Source organism: Shewanella sp. SG41-4 (assembly GCF_014164505.1).
Lineage (GTDB): Bacteria > Pseudomonadota > Gammaproteobacteria > Enterobacterales > Shewanellaceae > Shewanella.
In genome coordinates, this window is sequence record NZ_JACJFI010000045.1 from 1 (window position 1) to 21,598 (window position 21,598).

Annotated in this window: 17 protein-coding genes and 1 pseudogene; 5 read left to right on the plus strand and 13 right to left on the minus strand. The window is 43.4% G+C overall.

Features of this window, described 5'->3' with window-relative positions; genetic code table 11:
- Positions 1-110 precede the first annotated feature (110 nt).
- The 8 genes from H5202_RS06670 to H5202_RS06705 form a co-directional block, all read right to left on the minus strand.
- On the minus strand, positions 111-767 hold the full coding sequence (locus H5202_RS06670) for a 3-oxoacid CoA-transferase subunit B (protein ID WP_182771382.1): 657 nt from the start codon (positions 765-767) through the stop codon (positions 111-113).
- Between the two features lie 13 nt (positions 768-780).
- Entirely contained in the window at positions 781-1,485 is a 705-nt protein-coding gene (locus H5202_RS06675) for a CoA transferase subunit A (protein WP_182771383.1), read from the minus strand.
- 81 nt (positions 1,486-1,566) lie between these two features.
- Positions 1,567-2,457, minus strand: a complete 891-nt coding sequence (locus tag H5202_RS06680) for a hydroxymethylglutaryl-CoA lyase (protein ID WP_182771384.1) — start codon at positions 2,455-2,457, stop codon at positions 1,567-1,569.
- Positions 2,458-4,488: an acetyl/propionyl/methylcrotonyl-CoA carboxylase subunit alpha gene (locus H5202_RS06685; RefSeq protein ID WP_182771385.1), complete on the minus strand. Its 2,031-nt coding sequence runs from the start codon at positions 4,486-4,488 to the stop codon at positions 2,458-2,460.
- Complete coding sequence (locus H5202_RS06690) at positions 4,488-5,303, minus strand: enoyl-CoA hydratase-related protein (protein WP_182771386.1); 816 nt, start codon at positions 5,301-5,303, stop codon at positions 4,488-4,490. Before H5202_RS06690 ends, H5202_RS06685 begins: the two co-directional genes overlap by 1 nt.
- A 37-nt stretch (positions 5,304-5,340) precedes the next feature.
- Positions 5,341-6,948: a carboxyl transferase domain-containing protein gene (locus H5202_RS06695; RefSeq protein ID WP_182771387.1), complete on the minus strand. Its 1,608-nt coding sequence runs from the start codon at positions 6,946-6,948 to the stop codon at positions 5,341-5,343.
- A gap of 90 nt (positions 6,949-7,038) precedes the next feature.
- The gene (locus H5202_RS06700; protein ID WP_162023562.1) at positions 7,039-8,208 is read right to left on the minus strand and encodes an isovaleryl-CoA dehydrogenase; all 1,170 of its coding nucleotides are present in this window, start codon (positions 8,206-8,208) and stop codon (positions 7,039-7,041) included.
- Between the two features lie 126 nt (positions 8,209-8,334).
- Positions 8,335-8,745: a MerR family transcriptional regulator gene (locus H5202_RS06705; protein ID WP_182771395.1), complete on the minus strand. Its 411-nt coding sequence runs from the start codon at positions 8,743-8,745 to the stop codon at positions 8,335-8,337.
- A gap of 307 nt (positions 8,746-9,052) precedes the next feature.
- On the opposite strand from H5202_RS06705, the gene H5202_RS06710 reads away from it, so the two are divergent.
- Together H5202_RS06710 and gndA are read left to right on the plus strand one after the other, a co-directional pair.
- Complete coding sequence (locus H5202_RS06710; RefSeq protein ID WP_182771388.1) at positions 9,053-10,969, plus strand: propionyl-CoA synthetase; 1,917 nt, start codon at positions 9,053-9,055, stop codon at positions 10,967-10,969.
- Positions 10,970-11,222: 253 nt separating this feature from the next.
- A complete protein-coding gene (gndA, locus tag H5202_RS06715; protein WP_182771389.1) occupies positions 11,223-12,752 on the plus strand; it encodes an NADP-dependent phosphogluconate dehydrogenase in 1,530 nt (509 codons plus the stop codon).
- 70 nt (positions 12,753-12,822) lie between these two features.
- Here the strand turns inward: gndA and H5202_RS06720 are convergent, their stop codons facing one another.
- On the minus strand, positions 12,823-13,716 hold the full coding sequence (locus tag H5202_RS06720; RefSeq protein ID WP_182771396.1) for a 1,4-dihydroxy-2-naphthoate polyprenyltransferase: 894 nt from the start codon (positions 13,714-13,716) through the stop codon (positions 12,823-12,825).
- A 207-nt stretch (positions 13,717-13,923) separates the two neighbouring features.
- On the opposite strand from H5202_RS06720, the gene tesB reads away from it, so the two are divergent.
- From tesB to H5202_RS06735, 3 genes are all read left to right on the plus strand, one after another.
- On the plus strand, positions 13,924-14,784 hold the full coding sequence (gene tesB / locus H5202_RS06725; protein ID WP_011638171.1) for an acyl-CoA thioesterase II: 861 nt from the start codon (positions 13,924-13,926) through the stop codon (positions 14,782-14,784).
- Between the two features lie 9 nt (positions 14,785-14,793).
- The gene (locus H5202_RS06730) at positions 14,794-15,195 is read left to right on the plus strand and encodes a YbaY family lipoprotein (protein ID WP_182771390.1); all 402 of its coding nucleotides are present in this window, start codon (positions 14,794-14,796) and stop codon (positions 15,193-15,195) included.
- Between the two features lie 102 nt (positions 15,196-15,297).
- Complete coding sequence (locus tag H5202_RS06735) at positions 15,298-16,533, plus strand: MFS transporter (protein WP_182771391.1); 1,236 nt, start codon at positions 15,298-15,300, stop codon at positions 16,531-16,533.
- On the opposite strand, the gene H5202_RS06740 is transcribed toward H5202_RS06735, so the two are convergent.
- The 4 genes and pseudogenes from H5202_RS06740 to H5202_RS06755 form a co-directional block, all read right to left on the minus strand.
- Positions 16,530-17,903 (minus strand): sigma 54-interacting transcriptional regulator, encoded by a 1,374-nt coding sequence (locus H5202_RS06740; RefSeq protein ID WP_182771392.1) that lies wholly within the window; start codon positions 17,901-17,903, stop codon positions 16,530-16,532. The two genes, H5202_RS06735 and H5202_RS06740, sit on opposite strands and share 4 nt — an antisense overlap.
- Before the next feature lie 2 nt (positions 17,904-17,905).
- Positions 17,906-19,702: a sensor histidine kinase gene (locus tag H5202_RS06745; protein ID WP_182771393.1), complete on the minus strand. Its 1,797-nt coding sequence runs from the start codon at positions 19,700-19,702 to the stop codon at positions 17,906-17,908.
- A 100-nt stretch (positions 19,703-19,802) separates the two neighbouring features.
- Positions 19,803-21,200, minus strand: coding sequence for a TRAP transporter large permease (locus tag H5202_RS06750; protein WP_182771394.1), 1,398 nt, complete (start codon positions 21,198-21,200; stop codon positions 19,803-19,805).
- Positions 21,200-21,598 (minus strand): annotated as a pseudogene (locus H5202_RS06755) (TRAP transporter small permease); the annotation flags it as partial. The gene H5202_RS06750 and the pseudogene H5202_RS06755, both read right to left, overlap by 1 nt.

The window sequence follows — 21,598 nt, forward strand, 5'->3', positions numbered from 1 at the left end:
GAACCGATAGGTACTTTTAGTTAGTTGTCATTTTAAACGATACAAAAAAGCCCGTATCACCGAATTTCTAAGGGGGTGCGGGCTTTGTTATATTAACCGTTTAAGATTAATTAAAATGTCATTTCAGGTACATGGGCTGGCACCACTAACTTACCGGCCGTTTTGGATATAATCTCTTCAACAGACACACCAGGTGCACGCTCTAACAGATGGAAAGCGCCATCTTTAATTTCCATAAAGGCTAAATCTGTCATCACGCGTTTAATGCAACCATAACCGGTTAATGGCAGTTCGCATTTTGACAGTAATTTTGAGTTGCCGTATTTGTCTGCATGCATCATGGTGACAATAATATTGTCAGCGCCAGCAACTAAATCCATCGCGCCGCCCATACCTTTAATCAGCTTGCCAGGGATCATCCATGAGGCAATTGAGCCGTTAACATCAACTTCAAAGGCACCTAATACCGTTAGGTCAACATGACCGCCGCGTATCATGGCAAAGCTTTCTGCAGATGAAAAGAATGAAGCACCTGCAACGGCGGTTACCGTTTGCTTGCCGGCGTTGATAAGGTCTGCATCAATAGTCTCTTCAGTTGGGAACTCGCCCATGCCGAGCAAGCCATTTTCAGATTGCAGCATCACTTGCATGCCTTGTGGAATATAATTAGCCACAAGGGTAGGGATACCAATACCTAAATTAACGTAAAAACCGTCTTGTAATTCTTTTGCTACGCGCTGGGCGAGTTGTTCTCTGGTCAGTGCCATGGTGTTGTCTCCCTTATTTCGCAGCTTTGACGGTACGTTGTTCGATACGTTTCTCAAAGCTGGCTTTGATAACGCGATCAACATAAATACCTGGTGTATGAATGTGGTTTGGATCTAGCTCGCCTGGTTCAACAATTTCTTCTGCCTCAACGACGGTAATTTTACCTGCGGTGGCCATCATTGGGTTGAAGTTAGCGGCGGTTTTGCGAAATATCAAGTTACCCATAGTGTCGGCTTTCCACGCGCGAACTAAGGCAAAATCTGCCGTTAATGATTCTTCTAATACGTAATGACGACCTTTAATTTCACGGGTTTCTTTTCCGTCAGCAATTGGCGTTCCGTAACCTGTCGCGGTGAAAAATGCGGGAATACCTGCGCCGCCAGCACGAATTTTTTCAGCCAATGTGCCTTGTGGCGTGAGTATCACATTAAGCTCGCCTGACAACATTTGCTGTTCAAAGGTGGCATTTTCGCCAACATATGATGCAATCATGGTGGCAATTTGATGCTGCTTTAGTAATAGCCCTAAGCCAAAGTCATCAACGCCGGCGTTGTTTGATATGGCCGTTAAGCCTTTAACGCCAATTTTAACCATGTGGTTAATTAACCCTTCAGGGATGCCACATAAACCAAAGCCGCCGACCATAATGGTCATGTCATCTTTCAGTCCTGCTAGTGCTTCTTCATAGCTGTGGACGACTTTATTGAATCCTGCCATCTTGTTGTCCTTATCGTTATATTTATATCAACAGTTAGTGCCATGCTGCGCTAACCGTAGTCAGGTTGTTAGTATATGTGATTATGTTCTGATTGCATTTGCCACTTTAGACCCATTACTTCGGCCTAATGCGCGACTAATGTTGTCGCCAGCGAATGCCAGCTTAGCTAAGTCAATACCGGTATCAATTCCCATACCATGAAGCATGTAGACTAGATCTTCAGTGGCAAGATTGCCCGACGCACCTTTCGCGTAAGGGCAACCACCAAGACCTGCAACAGATGCATCAAATACGCTGACGCCAGTATCAAGACAGGCCAAAATATTGGCTAACGCTTGGCCGTATGTATCGTGAAAATGCAATGCTAACTTATTAACCGGAACCACCTTGGCCACGACTTCAACCATTTGCCGCGCTTTATTGGGGGTACCAATGCCTATGGTGTCGCCTAGTGATATTTCGTAGCAACCCATTTTATAAAGGATTTCAGATACTCTGGCGACTTCATTAACATCAATGTCGCCCTCGTATGGACATCCGAGTACACAAGACACGTAGCCGCGCACTGGGATATTGTGTTTTTTGGCGGCTTCCATCAACGGAATAAAGCGCTCGATTGACTCATCAATAGAGCAATTAATGTTTTTTTGACTAAAACTTTCTGATGCTGCGCCAAAAATAGCCACTTCATCTGCGCCAGCCGCTAACGCTAGTTCAAAGCCTTTTAGGTTAGGGGTTAATGCACTGTAAACCACACCAGCTTGTCGTTTGAGTTGCTGCAATACAGCATCTGAATCAGCCATTTGTGGTACCCACTTAGGTGACACAAAGCTGCCCGCTTCAATACGCTTAATACCTGCATCACCAAGTTGTTCGATTAACGTGAGTTTGTCTGCAGTGGTCACCAGCACTTCGTTCTGTAAACCGTCACGTGCGCCGACTTCAAAAATGCTGACTTTAGTAGGTAACATTTACGCTTCCTCGACGTTAGCTTCAGTGGCTAATGGTTCAACGTTTAATAGTTGTGCACCGTCACTCACAAGCTCACCGCTTTGGAAATAAAACTCGCTCACCACGCCATCAAACGGTGCTTCGATGGTGTATTCCATTTTCATGGCTTCCATCACTAATAACCCTTGGCCCGCTTTAACTTGCTCGCCCACTTCCACTAAATGAGTCACAACGGTGCCATTCATTGGGGCTTTAAGCTTATCGGCATGGTTGACTACTTCCTCAATAACTTGAGCTAAAATGGCTTTAAAGTGATAACTGCCAGAAGGTAAAAATAGCGTAAAGTCATCGCCTTGGTGGCTGACAGGTATTTTGCTCTTATGGCCATTAATCTCAGCTAAAAGTAAGTCGGCTTTCAGCTCACCGGCTAACGACAATACTTGGTCGTGTAAACACAATTGATATTGTTCGCCAACGGCAGTCAGTAACAAGTCATGCTGTTGTACTTCGGCTGATGCGTCAGTTAATAACGACACGCGATGCACGCTTGAGCTGTTGAGTCTAAAGCCGCTCACCAAGCCCCAAGGTGAATATGGGTCGGCGCTGTTTATGGCCAGAGCTTTTGCCGCTTGTTTACGTGACAGCACTTGATAAAGCCCTGCTAGCGCTAACGCTGTATCGGCTTCAATTGCGGCATCACCAATTAAGGTATCACCATAGCGCTCAATAAAGTCAGTACAGAAATCGGCAGCAGCAAACGCTGGATGTTCAGCAATATTGGCTAAAAACTCGATGTTATGTTTAAGGCCGCTGATTTGGTATGACTCAAGTGCATGCACTAAACGTTGTAGTGCGCGAGGGCGTGATTCGTCCCATACAATCAGTTTAGCGATCATAGGGTCATAAAAATTGCTGATGACATCATTTTCACGGATACCAGAATCGATTCGCACGTGACGATTTTGTTCCGGTTCACGCAAAAAGTTTAGCTTGCCGCTGGCAGGTAAAAATTCGTTTTGTGGATCTTCAGCGTAAATTCGCACTTCAAATGAGTGACCATGAATGCGCACTTCATCTTGGCGCAACGGCAATTCAGCACCACTGGCGACCAGTAATTGCCATTTGACTAAGTCTTGGCCTGTGACCATTTCAGTAACAGGATGCTCCACTTGCAAACGGGTATTCATTTCCATGAAGTAGAAGCTGTTGTCGGTATCGAGTAGAAACTCAACGGTACCTGCGCCGACATAATCAATCGCTTTGGCAGCTGCAACCGCAGCGTTGCCCATCTGAGCTCTTAGCTCGTCTGACAAACCGGGGGCTGGTGCTTCTTCAACCACTTTTTGATGGCGACGTTGAATAGAGCAATCACGATCCGATAAGTAAATAGCGTTACCTTGAGTGTCGGCGAAAACTTGTACTTCAACATGACGAGGTTGACGCAAGTAGCGTTCCATCAACAGTTTATCATTACCAAATGACGAGCTGGCTTCACGACGCGCTGATTTAACCGCTTCAAGGATTTCGCCTTCGTTTTCTACGATACGCATCCCTTTACCGCCACCACCATAGGCCGCTTTAATTAATAGCGGAAAGCCAACGGCTTTAGCTTCGGCAATCAAGGTTGCGTCTGTTTGGTCGTCGCCATGATAACCCGGTACTAATGGCACATTGGCTTTTGACATGATTTCTTTGGCTGCACTTTTGCTACCCATCGAATCAATTGCATCACTGCCAGGGCCAATAAAGGCGATGCCATTTTGCTCACACTTACGGGCAAATTCGGCATTTTCAGATAGAAAACCGTAACCCGGGTGGATGGCTTCTGCCCCCGACTTTTTGGCTATTTCGATAATTAAATCGGCTTTTAAATATGAGTCAGCAGGCGCACTGCCGCCTAAGTAAAACGATTCATCGGCCATGGCTACATGGCGGGCATCTTTGTCGGCATCAGAATAAAGAGCGATGGTGCGAACACCCATGGTTTGAGCCGTTTTAATAATACGGCAAGCAATTTCACCACGGTTAGCAATCAGTAATTTGGTAAACATTATTGGGCTCCTTGTGGATCAGATATAGCGGCTTGCCAAGTAGGCGTACGTTTTTCAAAGAAGGCATTAAGGCCTTCTTGGCCTTCATCTGATACACGAATACGAGCAATTTGCTCGCTGGTAAAATTGAGCGTAGCGTTATCAATTACGCCATTTTCTAAATGCGACACGAGATTTTTTGCCCATGCCATGCCTTGAGGACTGTTGGCATTAAATGCGGCGATAAAGGGGGCTGAAGCAGCATCTAAGTCGTCGTTAATTTCGTGAATAACTTGATGAGTTAAGGCTACGTCAGCACTAAATCGTTCAGCGGTCAGCATAAAGCGACGCGATTGACGATTCCCCATAGTACGAACCACATACGGGCTAATAACTGCTGGAATAAGCCCTAGCTTGACTTCGCTTAAGCAAAAGCTTGAACGAGTGTTAGCAATGGCGATATCGCAACAACAAATTAGTCCTAAAGCGCCACCAAAGGCCGCGCCTTGTACTAAGGCAATAGTTGGTTTTGGAAACTTGTCTAACACGTGCATCAGCTTGGCAAGCTCATGGGCATCAGTCAGATTTTGTTCAAAGTCCATTTTTGCTTGTTTGCGCATCCAATTGAGGTCGGCGCCAGCACTGAAGTTTTTACCATTAGCACGCAAAATCAACATATTGCATTGACTGTTACTGGCAAAGCTTTCGATAGCCTGGATCATCTCGCTAATCATCACTTCATCAAAGGCATTATGCACTTCAACGCGGTTTAAAATGAGCTCTGCCACCCCTTTTCCTAGACGGCATTCAATGAACTTATATTGGTTTGATAACATTATTTATTACTCCTTATTAGCTGAATTAACCGCACAATTACATGCGGAACACCCCAAAGCGGGTGTCTTCAATAGGAGCATTTAATGCTGCCGATAAGGCTAAGCCGACCACATCACGCGTTTGTGCAGGGTCGATAATGCCATCATCCCAAAGACGGGCACTGGCATGATACGGATGCCCCTCTTTTTCGTATTGCTCTACAATCGGCTTACGGAAAGCTTGTTCGTCTTCTGCTGACCATTCAACCCCTTTACGAGCTAAACCATCGCGGCGCACTGTGGCTAACACGCCAGCAGCTTGTTCTCCGCCCATTACCGAAATTCGTGCGTTTGGCCACATCCACATCATGGTCGGTTCAAACGCGCGGCCACACATGCCGTAGTTACCTGCGCCATAACTGCCACCGATAATCACAGTAAACTTAGGCACGTTGGCGCAAGAAACCGCGGTCACCATTTTGGCGCCATGTTTTGCAATGCCTTCGTGTTCGTACTTTTTACCCACCATAAAGCCGGTAATGTTTTGTAGGAATAACAGCGGAATTTTACGTTGGCAACACAGTTCAATGAAGTGAGCGCCTTTTTGGGCCGATTCCGAAAACAAAATGCCGTTATTGGCCACAATTCCTACTGGATAACCATGTATACGGGCAAAACCACACACTAAGGTTGCACCGTAGTTGGCTTTAAATTCGTCAAAGTCAGAGTCATCAACCACACGGGCAATGACTTCTTTTACGTCAAACGGCTTTTTAAGATCGGTACCAACAATGCCGTACAATTCATGGATATCGAATTGTGGTGGTTTGACTGGGCTTAATAAGCTTTTGATTTCTTTTTGATGATTAAGTCGCAGTACTGCACGGCGAGCAAGCTCAAGCGCGTGATCGTCATTTTGGGCTAAATGATCGGCAACACCGGATATTTTGGTGTGAACGTCTGCACCACCAAGCTCTTCGGCACTCACTTCTTCACCGGTAGCCGCTTTAACTAATGGCGGACCTGCTAAAAAGATAGTGCCTTGATCTTTGACAATAATTGATTCGTCAGCCATCGCAGGAACATAAGCACCGCCAGCGGTACACAAGCCCATTACTACCGCAATTTGCGGAATGCCTTTAGCTGACATCTGTGCTTGGTTATAGAAAATTCGGCCGAAATGATCGCGATCTGGAAATACTTCATCTTGGCGAGGTAAATTCGCGCCACCAGAATCGACTAAGTAGATACACGGTAAGTGACAACGGCTGGCGATGTCTTGCGCACGTAAATGCTTTTTCACGGTAATAGGGTAATAAGTACCGCCTTTTACTGTGGCGTCGTTGGCAATAATCATGCACTCAATACCACTGACTCGACCAATACCGGCAATGACGCCTGCGGCAGGGACTTCTTCATCGTAGACTTCATAAGCAGCAAATTGCGATATTTCTAAGAAGGGGGAACCTGGGTCGAGCAGCTTTTCTACGCGTTGACGCGGCAATAACTTACCACGAGATAAATGGCGCTCTAAGGCGACTGGGCCGCCACCTTGTTCGATTTTTTTTAGTTTTTGTTGAAGATCATCGACCAATAACGCCATGCTGTCTGACTTGGCTTTAAATTCGTCACTGCGAGGATTGATACGGCTGCTCAGTTGCGTCATTTCTATATCCTTAATGAAGCAAAAAATAGGGGGGCTTGAGTAAGGCGACACGGCACGCTTGATATGTCGCCTTGGTGATGCAAGTACTGGTTACTTTGACTCGTTAAACAATTCGCGACCAATTAACATACGGCGAATTTCTGAGGTGCCTGCACCAATCTCGTAAAGCTTAGCGTCACGTAACAAACGGCCAGTTGCGTATTCATTCACATAGCCATTTCCGCCGAGTAATTGAATGGCATCTAACGCCATTTTAGTGGCAAGCTCTGCGCTGTATAAAATCGCGCCAGCGGCATCTTTACGGGTAGTTTCACCGCGGTCACATGATTTAGCCACACTGTAAACATAAGCGCGTGCAGCGTTCATACCCGTGTACATATCGGCTAACTTGCCTTGCACCAATTGGAATTGACCAATCGATTTACCGAATTGTTCGCGTTCATGAATGTAAGGCACCACGATGTCCATGCAGGCAGACATAATACCTAATGGGCCACCAGACAAAACAACACGTTCGTAATCAAGGCCACTCATTAACACTTTTACGCCATTATTTAGGCCGCCTAAGATGTTCTCTTCTGGTACTTCACAGTCTTCAAATACCAGTTCGCAAGTGTTTGAACCGCGCATACCTAGCTTGTCTAATTTTTGTGCTTGAGTAAAACCTTTAGACCCACGTTCAACGATAAACGCAGTAATGCCATGTGCACCTTTTTCGATGTCGGTTTTGGCGTAAATAACATAGGTGTGGGCATCTGGACCGTTGGTGATCCACATTTTATTGCCGTTAAGGATGTAGCGGTCACCTTCTTTGCGAGCATTCAGTTTCATTGAAACCACATCTGATCCCGCATTAGGTTCGCTCATCGCAAGTGCACCAATGTGCTCACCACTGACTAGCTTAGGTAAATATTTTGCTTTTTGAGCGTCATTACCATTACGATTAATTTGGTTTACACATAAGTTTGAGTGAGCGCCATAACTTAACCCAATAGAGGCTGATGCGCGGGAGATTTCTTCCATTGCGACAACGTGCGCAAGGTAACCCATGTTGGCTCCACCATATTGTTCATCAACAGTGACACCTAATAAGCCCATATCGCCAAGTACTGGCCATAATTGATTAGGGAACTCATTGTCGATATCGACTTGGGCAGCCATAGGCGCAATTTCGTTGGCGGCAAAACCGCGAACAGCGTCGCGTAACATGTCAACATCTTCACCTAAACCAAAGTTTAAGCTGGTATATAAATCGCTCATTTGCATATGTCCTGTTGAATTTTATTGTCGTCTGGTAAACATTTTTTGCCAACGCTTTTATGTGCGTTTTTGGCAGTAGGAAAAATGTTGTTGGCCTTATTGAGTCAGCCATTTTTTTATTGAGTTTTATTTGGCTTTTTTAGCCGAGTTGTCGGCAAGCGCCGCTTTGCATTGTTGTTCGGCTGAATTGAGTTCCATTAACACTACTTTAATGTCGTCCATTTGCTGCTGTAGAGCCGATTTTTTCTCGTTAACTAAATCAAGCATAGTTTGTAGTTGAGTTGAGCTGCTTTTATCCGCGTCGTAAAGTTCAAATAAACGTCTTGTTTCTGCCAATGAGAAGCCAAGACGTTTGCCGCGTAATATGAGTTTTAAGCGCACTCGGTCTTTCAGGCTGTAAATTCGGGTTTGCCCGCGACGCTTAGGTTTAATCAAGCCTTGGTCTTCGTAAAAACGAATACTGCGGGTGGTGATATCAAATTCTTTTGATAAGTCACTGATTGAATATGTTGATTGAGGAATGTGGGTTGTGCTCATCATGTCACCAAAAGTGTTTCTTTTGATGCAAGATATATGAAGTTTACGTAAAGGTAAAGTTTGCTAGGTGGTTTTCCGTTTTATGCCTGTTAATTTTGATTGCCACTTGAAAGGTGATTATACATTAACCTATTGTTATTTAGTATATTTTATCTTTAGTGGTATTTGGTGTGGCGAAGTTAAACACTCGATTGAAACTAAAGGTTTTTTTATTGATTTTAATGGGTGTTATCCCTTGGTCTAATAGGGCTATTTAATGAATTCTGCTCATAATCACTGTAATACAAGTTGATTAACGGAGAACAATATGGCTGATGTAGGACTATCAATGCACGCACAATCGATAGCCGAACCTGAAGTGTTTTGGCAACAAGCGGCAAAATCCATTCATTGGGATGTTGCGCCAAAAAAGGTATTAGATGACAGCGACAAACCGTTTTATCGTTGGTTTGCTGATGGTAAGATGAACACCTGCTTCAATGCCGTTGATCGCCATGTATTAGCTGGGCGAGGCGAGCAAACTGCAATTCACTATATTAGTCCTGTGACGCACAACGAATACTCTATTAGCTATCAATCTGTGTTGGCTCAAGTTAAACGCTTGGCTGGATTGATGGTGTCTCTTGGCGTCGAAAAAGGCGACCGAGTGGTTATTTATATGCCAATGGTGCCTGAAACCGCCTATGCCATGCTGGCATGTGCACGGATTGGTGCGATTCATTCTGTGGTGTTTGGTGGTTTTGCTGCCAATGAGCTTTCTACGCGTATCAATGATGCGAAACCTAAGTTAATTCTGTCTGCTTCATGCGGCATTGAACCTTCTGGTGTCGTACCGTACAAACCTTTACTCGATGACGCATTATCTCAAGCGCAACATCAAGTCGAACATTGCATAATTTTGAATCGAACTGAATTCCAAGCGCAATTACAGTCGCCAAGAGATCTTGATTGGTACAGTGCGTTGGTGGATGCTCCTGATGCTGATTGCGTGTCTTTGGATGCCACAGATCCTTTATATGTTTTATATACCTCAGGTACCACAGGGCAACCTAAAGGTGTCGTGCGCGACAATGGCGGCCATGCAGTCGCATTAGCGTGGTCGATGAAACACATTTATGACATTGGGGTAGGTGATGTTTTTTGGGCAGCATCTGATGTTGGCTGGGTAGTAGGGCATTCATATATTGTTTATGGGCCACTACTTGTGGGTGCGACGACCATTATGTACGAAGGTAAGCCTATTGGTACGCCTGATGCGGGTGCATTTTGGCGTATTATCGAGCAAAAAAAGGTTCGTAGCTTTTTCACTGCACCAACTGCAATTCGTGCTATTAAACGTGAAGATCCAGAAGGCGAGTTCATTAAACAATTTGATTTAACTTGTCTTAAACAGATGTATTTAGCGGGGGAGCGTTGCGACCCAGATACCTTAAACTGGAGTCAGCGTCAGTTAGGTAAACCTGTGATTGACCATTGGTGGCAAACTGAAACCGGTTGGCCAGTCGCTGCAAACTTGATGGGAACCGATCCTATAGAGATTAAAGCCGGATCGCCTGCGCGTGCAGTACCAGGATATCAAGTAGAAATTCTTGATGCGATGGGGCAACAAGTGGCGCCTAATGAAAGCGGTAATGTGGTGATAAAGCAACCTCTACCCCCTGGCACATTAACGACCTTGTGGCAAAATGATAAACGCTATATCGACAGTTACTTGTCTATGTATCCTGGTTATTACTTAACCGGAGATGCGGGTTACGTTGATGAAGATGGTTATTTATACATTATGAGCCGAATCGACGACATCATAAATGTTGCCGGACACCGTTTATCCACAGGTCGATTTGAAGAGGTTCTGTGTCAGCATGAAGCGGTAGCCGAGGCGGCGGTAATTGGAGTGCAAGATAAACTAAAAGGCCAGGTGCCTCTTGGATTAGTCGTACTTAAAAACGGCGTTACCTTGTCAGATGAAGCTCTTTATAAAGAGTTACTTGCACTAGTACGTCATGAAATTGGCCCAGTGGCTTCATTTAGGCTAGTAAGTGCTGTGCAAAAGTTGCCTAAAACCCGCTCTGGAAAAATATTACGCGCCACAATGCGTAAAATTGCTGACAATCAAGAGTACACCATGCCAGCAACGATTGAAGACCCGCAAACCTTAGATATAGTCCGAAATGCGTTGACTAGAATGGGTTATGCTAATGCACTAACTTCTGAATTAACATGATGTTACTCTTCAATAAGTCACTGTAGTATAAGACGCGGTGATTGTTAATCGAAACCATAAAAACTCGGTGTTTTTATGGTTTTTTCTATTGTGACAAGATGTTATCTCCTAATAAACAGATTGGGCATACATTGTAAAAAACAGCGTTTCCGCATTTTGTGACTGGTAATTTAGTTACAAGAATCGCTATAATTGCCACCCAAATGGATTCGCACTACGCGATTAATCTCTGTGACCTGTGGAAACATACACTATGAATAACCACACCCAACAATCTCACGTCGGCGTTATCGGCCTTGGTGTTATGGGCAAGAACCTCGCATTAAACATTGCTGACAACGGCTACCATGTTGCAGTTTTCGATTTAGACACTCCAAAAGTCAACGCCGCTGTGGCTCAAGAAGAAAGTGAGCGTAAAGCCGGTACGGCACCGCGCATGCAGTCATGTAATAATCTTACAGAAATGCTGGCTAAATTAGTTGAACCTCGAGTGATTGTTTTATCTGTGCCTGCTGGTGGGCCTGTTGACGGTGTGTGTAAATCGTTAATCGAAGCTGGTATTGAAGCCAATGATATCGTTATTGATACGGGTAACAGCCTTTGGACCGACACGGTAGAACGCGAAGCTCGTTATAAAGATCAGTTTGTTTTCTTTAGTTCTGCAGTGTCTGGTGGTGAAGTCGGTGCCCGTTTTGGTCCATCTCTCATGCCCAGTGGCGATGAAAAAGCATGGCGTTATGTTGAACCAATTTGGAAAGCCATTGCTGCAAAAGTGGATTCTGTAACAGGTTTACCGATTGAGCGTTTTGAGCCTGGCAATCCAGTAACCGAAGGTGAGGCATGTACAACTTATATTGGCCCTGCTGGTGCTGGTCATTACGTTAAAATGGTTCATAACGGCATTGAATATGCGGATATGCAGCTTATTTGCGAAGCTTACCAATTACTCAGTGATGGTTTAGGCATGTCTGCCCATGACATAGGTGATGTTTTCATTGGTTGGAATAAAGGTATTCTTAACAGCTACCTTATGGGGATTAGTGCTGAAGTCTTACAACAAGACGATCCCTTAACTGGCAAGCCGTTAGTTGAAATGATTTTAGATAAAGCAGGCCAAAAAGGCACTGGTTTATGGACTGCAGTGAGCAGCTTGCAAATTGGTTGCCCAGCACCAACGATTGCAGAAGCTGTTTATGCACGCGCTGTGAGTACTCAGAAAAACTTGCGTATGCAGTTAAGCTCGAAGTTAGCAGGACCTGCACCAGTCAGTTTTAGTGATGCTGAAAAAGCTGAGTTTATTGCTAACCTTGAAGATGCATTATATTGCGCTAAAGTGTGCTGTTATGCTCAAGGTTTCCAGTTGATGGCGATGAATGCTAAAGAGCAGAATTGGTCTTTAGATTTTGCTGAAATTGCTAAAATTTGGCGAGCGGGTTGTATTATTCGAGCGACATTCTTGCAGTCTATTACTCAGGCTTATCAGGAAGATGCAAACCTAGCAAACTTATTAATGGCTGACACCTTCAGCCAGACATTGTCGCAAAAACACCTTAACTGGCGTAAAACAGTTGCAGCCTCTGTTATGCAAGGCATTCCTGCACCTTGTATTAGTTCGGCTATTGCCTATTACGACAGTTACCGCAGTGAGACATTACCCGCTAATTTATTACAAGGTCAGCGCGACTTTTTCGGCTCACATACTTTTGAGCGCACCGATAAACCGGCTGGTGAGAAATACCATTTGGATTGGAGTGCAAAGCAACGCACTTTGTCTAAGGTGTAATTACGCTTACGTTAAAAAAGGCGCTTCATTTTACAATGAAGCGCCTTTTTTATTTAGCTAAGGAAAATGGTTAGGTTAGCGAAAAGTACAATCCAATGCTAAATAAGACGCTAAAAATCATCGTCAATTTAGCTGTTTGTCCAAGGATCGGATTTAATGCTTCACCTGAGTTATCGTAAAATTCGCGGCTGAGATTACGCGCAATGATTAATGATGCTCCCGATAATAATACAGGTAATCCATCGAGCGACCCGAGCAAGAATCCCGCGATAATGATACCAAATGGTAAGTAGACAAAACTTTGGTACAACACTTTAGCTTGTGCTTCACCAATTCGTACCGCAAGGGTATTTTTACCTGCTTTAGTGTCGGTAGAAATGTCTCTAGTATTGTTGACCAGCATGATGGCCGCATTAAAAAAGCCAATAGCACAGCCAAGTAACCACGCTGTCATAGTGGTGGTTCCTGCTTGTAAATAGTAACTGCCAACGACGGCGACTAAGCCGAAAAATACAAATGCAGCAATTTCGCCTAATCCATGTGACGCAAGTGGGTAGGGGCCTCCGCTATAACACAACGCGCCCAATATAGAGGCCGCTGCAAGAATGGCAATGGGCCAGCCACCGTGAACGATCAGTAATGAACCCACTAATAGTGATGTAATAAGGCAACCGATCATGGCGTTTCGAACTGATGAAGGCGCAAGTATGCCGCTTTGAGTGACTCTTGTTGGACCGAGACGCTCTTCGGTGTCGATACCATTCTTAAAGTCAAAGTAGTCATTAGCGAGATTAACTGAAATTTGCAATAATACCGCACATAGCATTGAGGTGAAGGCGATGAGTAAGCTAAATTGTTCGAGCCCAATCGCGAGCATGTTTCCGATCAATAATGGACCGATTGCCGCCGGTAAGGTGCGGGGACGGATAGCCATAAACCATGATTGCATTGAGCTAGGTTGCATAATATTGTGAGACACACTGTTGATTAGTCATGTCTAATAGCATACCAAATATTCAATTAGGCTGCAGATATGAATATTTGCGTTGCATCACTATTTTGTGATTTGTCACAAGATGACGTTAATTCAACTATTACCATAGAATAAGCTAGAAAACATCAGCTTAACTAAGGTAACCTTAACGTTAATCCAAGTTGTAGAGAAGGTGTTATGAGTCAGGTATTAAACGATTTATTGTCATTGTTGTCACTTGAGAAAATTGAGTTAGGTCTGTTTCGCGGCCAGAGTCAAGATTTAGGTTTCGGACACGTGTTTGGTGGCCAAGTGATGGGGCAAGCGTTAAGTGCTGCAAAACAAACGGTTAGTGAAGACCGTCATGTCCATTCTTTACACTCATACTTTTTACGAGCAGGTGACGAAAAGCTACCGATTATTTACGATGTTGAAAATATGCGCGACGGAGGAAGCTTTAGTGCGCGTAGAGTGAAAGCGATTCAGAAAGGTCGGCCTATTTTTTATATGACCTGTTCGTTCCAAACGGTTGAAGAAGGCTTTAATCATCAAGATGTCATGCCCGATGTGCCAGGACCTGAAGGTTTATTGAATCAACAAGAACTTGCAGTGACCATGCGTGATAAAGTACCTGCGAAAATGCTTGAAAAATTTATGGCAGACTCTCCGATTGAAATGCGTTTAGTTAACCCCGTTCATCCTATCGCGCCAAACACCACAGAGGCAAAAGGGTATGTATGGCTACGTGCCAATGGGCAAGTACCATCGGATCACAGTATTCAAGAGTATTTACTCGCTTACGCATCGGATTTTAATTTTTTAGCCACAGCAACTCAGCCCCATGGCGTGTCTTTTTTAACACCGGGTATGCGTATGGCCACCATTGATCACGCTATGTGGTTTCATCGCCCATTTAATATGGGGGAATGGCTCTTGTACTGTATTGATAGCCCCAATGCAGGTGGAGGACGAGGATTTGTTAAGGGGCAGTTTTTTGATCAGCAAGGACGTCTTGTGGCTTCTGCCACGCAGGAAGGTTTAATCAGAATGACCAAATAGGACGCTAACATGTTAATAATTAAGAAATGGATACAGTTCGCCGTTGTCACTTTGATTGCCATCATACTGAATGGTTGTGTGACGATAGAGCCTGAAAAACCAGTGATTGTAAATGGTTATGCAGGTTATGCAGAAAAAATTGCCTTGCCACAGGGGTGTAAAATTAACATTGCATTAATCGATTTTAATACTCCAGGGGCGATTATTTCTCAAAAAAACTTTGATATTGCCAGAGCCCCAGTTCCATTTAAATTCACCTTACCAGCAGAGTTAGTCAAAAGTGGTGTTGATTACGGTATTGTGGCAATGATCACTTATCAAGGTAATGCTATTTTTCAAACTTATGATAAGTTCCGTGTGATCAATAACGGTCAATTTACTACTCAAGTGTTAATGAAACGCGTTAAATAGCCACTTCGTAATCAAGCTCACAAACTCTTATGCCCGTCATTGATCTATATATGTGGCGGGTAGTAATCTGTTTTCTATCCTAATGTGCTGTTTAGGTTGTTTATGACAGAGTTAACTCAGACTTATCGTTCGCATGCACAAACGCGTTTAATTTGGGCCTTGTGTATCGCTTCTATGGTGATTTACATTAATTTGTACGCAGTACAAGGCATGCTGCCTTCTATAGCGGAACATTTTGATGTGTCCGGTGCACAAGCTACTTTGGTGTTATCAGTTACCAGTTTCACCTTAGCATTTTCATTGCTTTTTTATGCGGTTTTATCTGACAGGATAGGGCGTTTGGCTCCTATTGTGGTGAGTTTATGGCTACTCGCAGGCTCTAATATTTTATTAATATTTGCCCAAACATTCGATGAACTATTATGGGTGCGCTTACTGCAGGGAATTTTGTTGGCTGCAGTACCAGCGATTTCGATGGCTTATTTTAAAGAGCAATTGGCTCCCTCTTTTATGCTCAAAGCTGCTGCCGTATACATTATGGCTAACAGTATAGGTGGTATTGCAGGACGAATTTTTGGTGGATTAATGGCACAAAACTTGTCTTGGAAGTCGTCTATGGGGTTGATATTTTTGGTAACCTTAATGGGTGTGGCATTGGTAACGTATTTATTGCCGCGCAAAGAAATTAAACCCACAGTGGTTAAGCAAAAAGTCTCTTTGCGGCACAAAGTAAAACAAGACATAGATGGTTTTATGTTCCATCTTTCTGATCCGCAGATGCGCCTCGCTTATGCGATTGGTGGCTTAGCATTTATGATGATGGTCAATCAGTTTAGCTTCATTCAGTTGCATATTATGGCTGAACCTTATGGTTTGAGTCGCTTTAATGCCACGTTGGTATTTTTATGTTATTTAAGTGGCACTTTTGCTTCTTACTTGTCGGCTAAATGGATTATGCGCTATGGCTCGATGCCATTATTTAGAGTGGCGTTATGTTTAATGGTCGCAGGCACGTTGTTGACTTTGGTGGATACATTGACTGCCATTGTGGTGGGCTTTTTGATCAGTGCCTGTGGGTTTTTCTTAACCCATAGTTGTTGTAATTCGTTTGTGGCTATTCGTGCTACCAGTCATCGTGCTAAGGCAACGTCGCTGTATTTATGTTGCTACTATCTTGGTGCGTCCCTAGGCGGGCCTTATCTAATGATATTTTGGCATAAAGCGGAATGGAATGGAGTGGTTGTAGGGTCTATGAGCCTTTTGGCGCTGCTGTTGGTTGCTGTCTGGCGTTTAGGGGTACATCAACAACAGGTTATTGATGTACCGGTACCCGATTAACTCTCGATAAACTGTTTACGGTCTAGGTCAAATTTACGCATTTTGTCGTACAAGGTTTTACGAGGTAATTCGAGCTGTTCCATGGTCAATTTGATGCTGCCTTTATTGTGGCTTAATGCTTCTTCAATCAACATTCGCTCAAAAAACTCTACTCGTTGCTGAAGCGACATGCTGGTGTGTATTGTGGTGTGGTTTTCTAAACTACCCGCAAAAGCGGCCTCTGCACCGAGTAACACATAACGTTCTGCTAAATTGCGCAATTCACGTACATTACCTGGCCAGTCGTGAGAGGTCAGCACCATAGTCTGTTGTGCATTTAATGCTATGAGTGCTTTATGGTAACGGGCTGAAGCAATCCTGGCAAAGTGTAAAAACAGTAATGGAATGTCTTCTCGGCGATCTCGTAGTGGAGGGATGACAATGGTCACGAGGTTAAGACGATATAATAAATCTTGTCTGAACTTTCCTTCTTCACAAAGCTGTTGCAAGTTTAATTTTGTTGCGGCAATGACTCTGATATCTAAATTAATTGGTGTATTCGATCCTAATCGTACGACTTTACGATCTTCCAATACACGTAATAATTTAACCTGTAAGGCCATAGGAGTGCTTTCTATTTCATCCAGAAGTAGCGTGCCACCATTAGCATATTCAAAGTTACCGATCCGGCGTTTGTCTATGCCAGTGAAAGCGCCGGATTCCGCACCAAAAAGTTCACTTTCAATGAGGTTTTCAGGGATTGCACCGCAATTAATGGCGACAAAATTGGCTTTGTTACGATAGCTGTGGTCATGTAGATATCGGGCGACAAGTTCTTTACCTGCGCCGGTTTCACCTTCAATCATAATATCTGCAGGTGTGTCGAGCACTTGGTCGATAAGATGGCGCATTTTCATCACACCAGGACTACTGCCTAAAATACGTGGGCCAGGAGCTATATGCGATTCAAGTTCACGTTTAAGTTTTCGGTTCTCTAGTGTTAGTGCACGCTTATCTAACGCGCGTTTAGTCACATCGAGTATATGTTCGTTGTTAAATGGTTTTTCAATAAAGTCGTAAGCACCTTTTTTGAGTGCGTCTACCGCCATGGCTATGTCACCAAAACCTGTTAATAGTACTACAGGTAGGTCACTGTCTTGTTGTTTCAGTTGTTGCAACAAACTCAAACCATCGAGTTGCGGCATATTGACATCAGAAATCACTATTCCTGGCCAGTTAGCGGTAATGTGGCTGGAGATAGATTGCGGGTTTGTAATCGCCAACGCGTTAATATTTTCTAGTTTAAATAACTGCTGTAACACTATGCCTATATGAGGTTCATCATCAACAATAATAACTTGGTAACTGTTGATGTCTTGTAATTGAGTCACGTTTACACTTCCTCACGTAAATAAAGTGGCAAAATGATATGGAAAATCGCACCACCGTCTATTGCGTTATCAACGGTAATAGAACCTTGCATTGATTCGATAATTCTCTGCGAGATAGACAATCCTAAGCCCAGTCCTTGACGCTCACTGGTGGTGTAGTAAGGTTCAAAAATTTTATTCATTTGGCTTTCTCTCACGCCAGGGCCACTGTCTTGGATGCTTATATTCACCTTGCTGTCGCAATAGACTTTGATTTGCAATTGTCGCTCAGTGGATTGATGCATAGCAACGATAGCATTGCTAATAAGGTTAACCAGTACTTGTTGTAATCTGACGCTATCGCCCCATATCTGGCATTTGCCCGTTAATAATTTCAGTGACAACTTAACGCCTTGTTTATCCATTTCAGGTTGAACAATGGTAAGTGCTTGCTCAATTGATTGATTAATTTCAGTGGCGTTGTCTTTACCCTGAGATTTACGTGTAAAGCTTTTAAACTGACCAATAATATCCGCAAGCCTATCGGTTAGTTCTATCATGATTTTGATATTGCTACTGGCATCTTCAATCATATTACGGCCAATAAAGGTTTGAGTGTTTTGTGCGTAGCTGCGCAGAGCGGCCAGCGGTTGATTGAGTTCATGGTTTATGCTGGCGGAAAGACTGCCTATGACTGTGAGTTTCGCCGCTTGGATGAGCTCGTCTTGAGTGTCTTTTAATTGAGTGTTGGCTTGTTCAAGATCTAAAGTTCGTTCTTTTACGCGTTGTTCAAGTAGATTTTGAGCTTGGCGCATTCTGCGTAAATTTTTACGGCGTTCGATGCTGTAAAGTATAAAAAGTGCTAATAATAAATACAGTGTGGCTGCCAATAGCATTATTGGCGGTAACGATTCATACAAGGGTTTCATTGGTGTCAGAATATGAACATTCCAGTCGGCATTAGGCATCAATTGATGACGTTCAAGGTATTTTTCTTGACCTTCAAATGATGATATTTTATATACCTGAGTAGTTTTAGAATTAGCGAGTATAAAACGTGGGCTTACACTAATTTCACCAATGGGTCTGTTGGCATAGCGCTTTGATGAATTTAATGCAAAACGTTTAGCCTGCGTCAGTGGCGTCAATGAATTAAATCGCCAACTGTCGGTACTTGAAAGAAACACGATATTGTCAGGGTCGCTGATCATAAACTCATATTGGCTTGCTATGGCAATGCCACTACTTTGTTGTTCAATCAAACTTATATCCACTTTTACAACCACGACACCCAATACCACTCCTTTATGATATACCGGATTAGCAAAGTAGAAACCGCGCTTATTTGATGAGGTACCGACTGCATAATATCGTCCAGACTTTCCTGATATAGCATCAATAAAGTAGGGCCTGAATGAATAATCATGATTTATAAAAGAGTTGGGTACATCCCAATTGCTGGCGGCAATAGCAACTCCGAGCGCATCGGTGAGATAAATATCTGACGACTCTGTAACTTGCTGTAATTCAGATAAATAAGCGTTAAGTTTTTCAATTGTTTGAGGATTGCGTTGATCAAGTAATCCTTGCTCTAAGATGGGGTTTTGCGCGAGCACTGCGGGAATATTTTCGTAGTGTGAAAGGGCGTTATCAATAAAAATTACCAGTTCATTGATTTGCTTTTCAGATTGTTCAGCAATGGACTTTGTGCCCTGTTCAAGTAAATACCAATACGTAACTTTTAGGGTCAGTAATAACCCGATGATGAGCATGATGCTCAGTACAATTTTACGTTTTTTGGTAGTCGAGAATGAAAGCATGCATATTCCCAATCGGTAATAGTTATGATGATTATTGAGCATGTGTAAAAAAACGAGCCTTAATAAATTAAGGCTCGTCTATAATACGCGAATTATCAAATTAATAGCCGTTTAATTTGTCTATATACTCAGGTAAAAATAGTGAAATTTGAGGAATATAGGTAATCAACATCAAGAAACCGAGTAACAATACCAGCCAAGGCAGGCACGATTGAATTACCCACCCCATACTTTTTCCTGTTATTCCTGCAGTGACAAACAGATTGAGCCCTACAGGCGGTGTGAGCATGCCTATCTCCATATTGACCACCATAATGATGCCTAAGTGAATAGGATCGATACCTAACTGAGTTGCAATAGGGAACAAAATCGGCGCCATAATCAGTAAAATTGCTGAAGGTTCCATAAAGTTACCCGCAGCTAACAACAATAAGTTGACGATGATCAAAAAGCCCCACGCGGGTAATCCAAATCCGACAATCGTTTCGGCAATAATATGTGGAATTCGCTCGGTGGTTAATACGTGAGCAAACAGCATGGCATTAGCAATAATGAACAACAGCATAATACTAACTTTAGCCCCATCACGTACAACATGACGAATTTCTTTATCGGTTGGCGTTTTAATAACGGCAAGTAACATGTGGCCAATGTTGCGTAATGACGCTCCCACTAAAGACTCTTGTTTATTACGCCAAGCGACATTTTTGAGAGGCCCAATATCTCGATAACCAAATACAGCAATAAAGTAAGCATACACACAAGCTACGGCCGCGGCTTCAGTTGGACTGGCCACACCACCATAGATAGAACCAAGTACAATAAGAATGAGTGCTAATCCACCCATTGCTTTGGCACTTGATATGCTGAGTGCTTTTATGCCAGGGAAAGGACGCGAAGGCAGCTTTTTAATCCGAGCAACAATGTAGATTGCCAGCATTAAAATACAACCCATCATTAAGCCTGGAATTAAACCAGCCATAAACATTCTAGCGGCAGACACTTCTGTCGCGGCAGCATAAACCAGCATTACAATCGATGGTGGAATTAAAATACCTAAGGTACCTGAAGTGGTGATAACGCCTGCTGCAAATTTTTCTGGATAACCTGCGCGTACCATACCTACAATAACAATAGAGCCAATAGCCGCTACAGTAGCAGGTGATGAACCAGATACCGCGGCAAATAGCATACAAGCCAAAACAGATGCCATGGCAAGGCCACCGCGGATATGTCCTACGCTGTCCATTGCAAAGTCAATGATACGCCTTGCTACGCCACCGGTAGACAAAAATGCTGATGATAGAATAAAGAATGGAATTGCCAATAAAGTGTAATGCTCTGAAGTCGACTCATACAGTTTTAACACAATCGAAGCGAGCGAATCATTTGAAAATAACAAAATAGTCAGCATGCTTGAAAAGCCTAAAGCAATGGCAATAGGCATACCGATCATCATGCAAATAAACAAAGCAATAAATAGTGTTGCTATAGTCATTATTTCGCGTCCTTATCATTTTGTTGTTGTTCTGATGATGTGGATAGCGCAGCTTCATCGATTAAATGCATGCTGTCTTTAGCTTCATCGGCCAGTTGGAAACCAACAGCTTTATTTCGCAATATAGCGATAAATAATTCTATAAAGCGCCAAGTGAGCATTGAAAATCCGATAATTAAAATACTTTGAGATAACCAAATAGGAACAGCGCCATCTTCTATATCGATGCGTAATGTTTCCCAAGCAAAATCTGGATCTAATTGATGAATAAACCATGCAGGAAAGTCGATGTCTTCCATTGGAATACCAATTTGGTACATTTGGCTAAGATAGTCCCAAGCACCTTTTAAAAACATGCCACAGTAAATAATGCAACACAGGCACGCAAAGATAGCGAC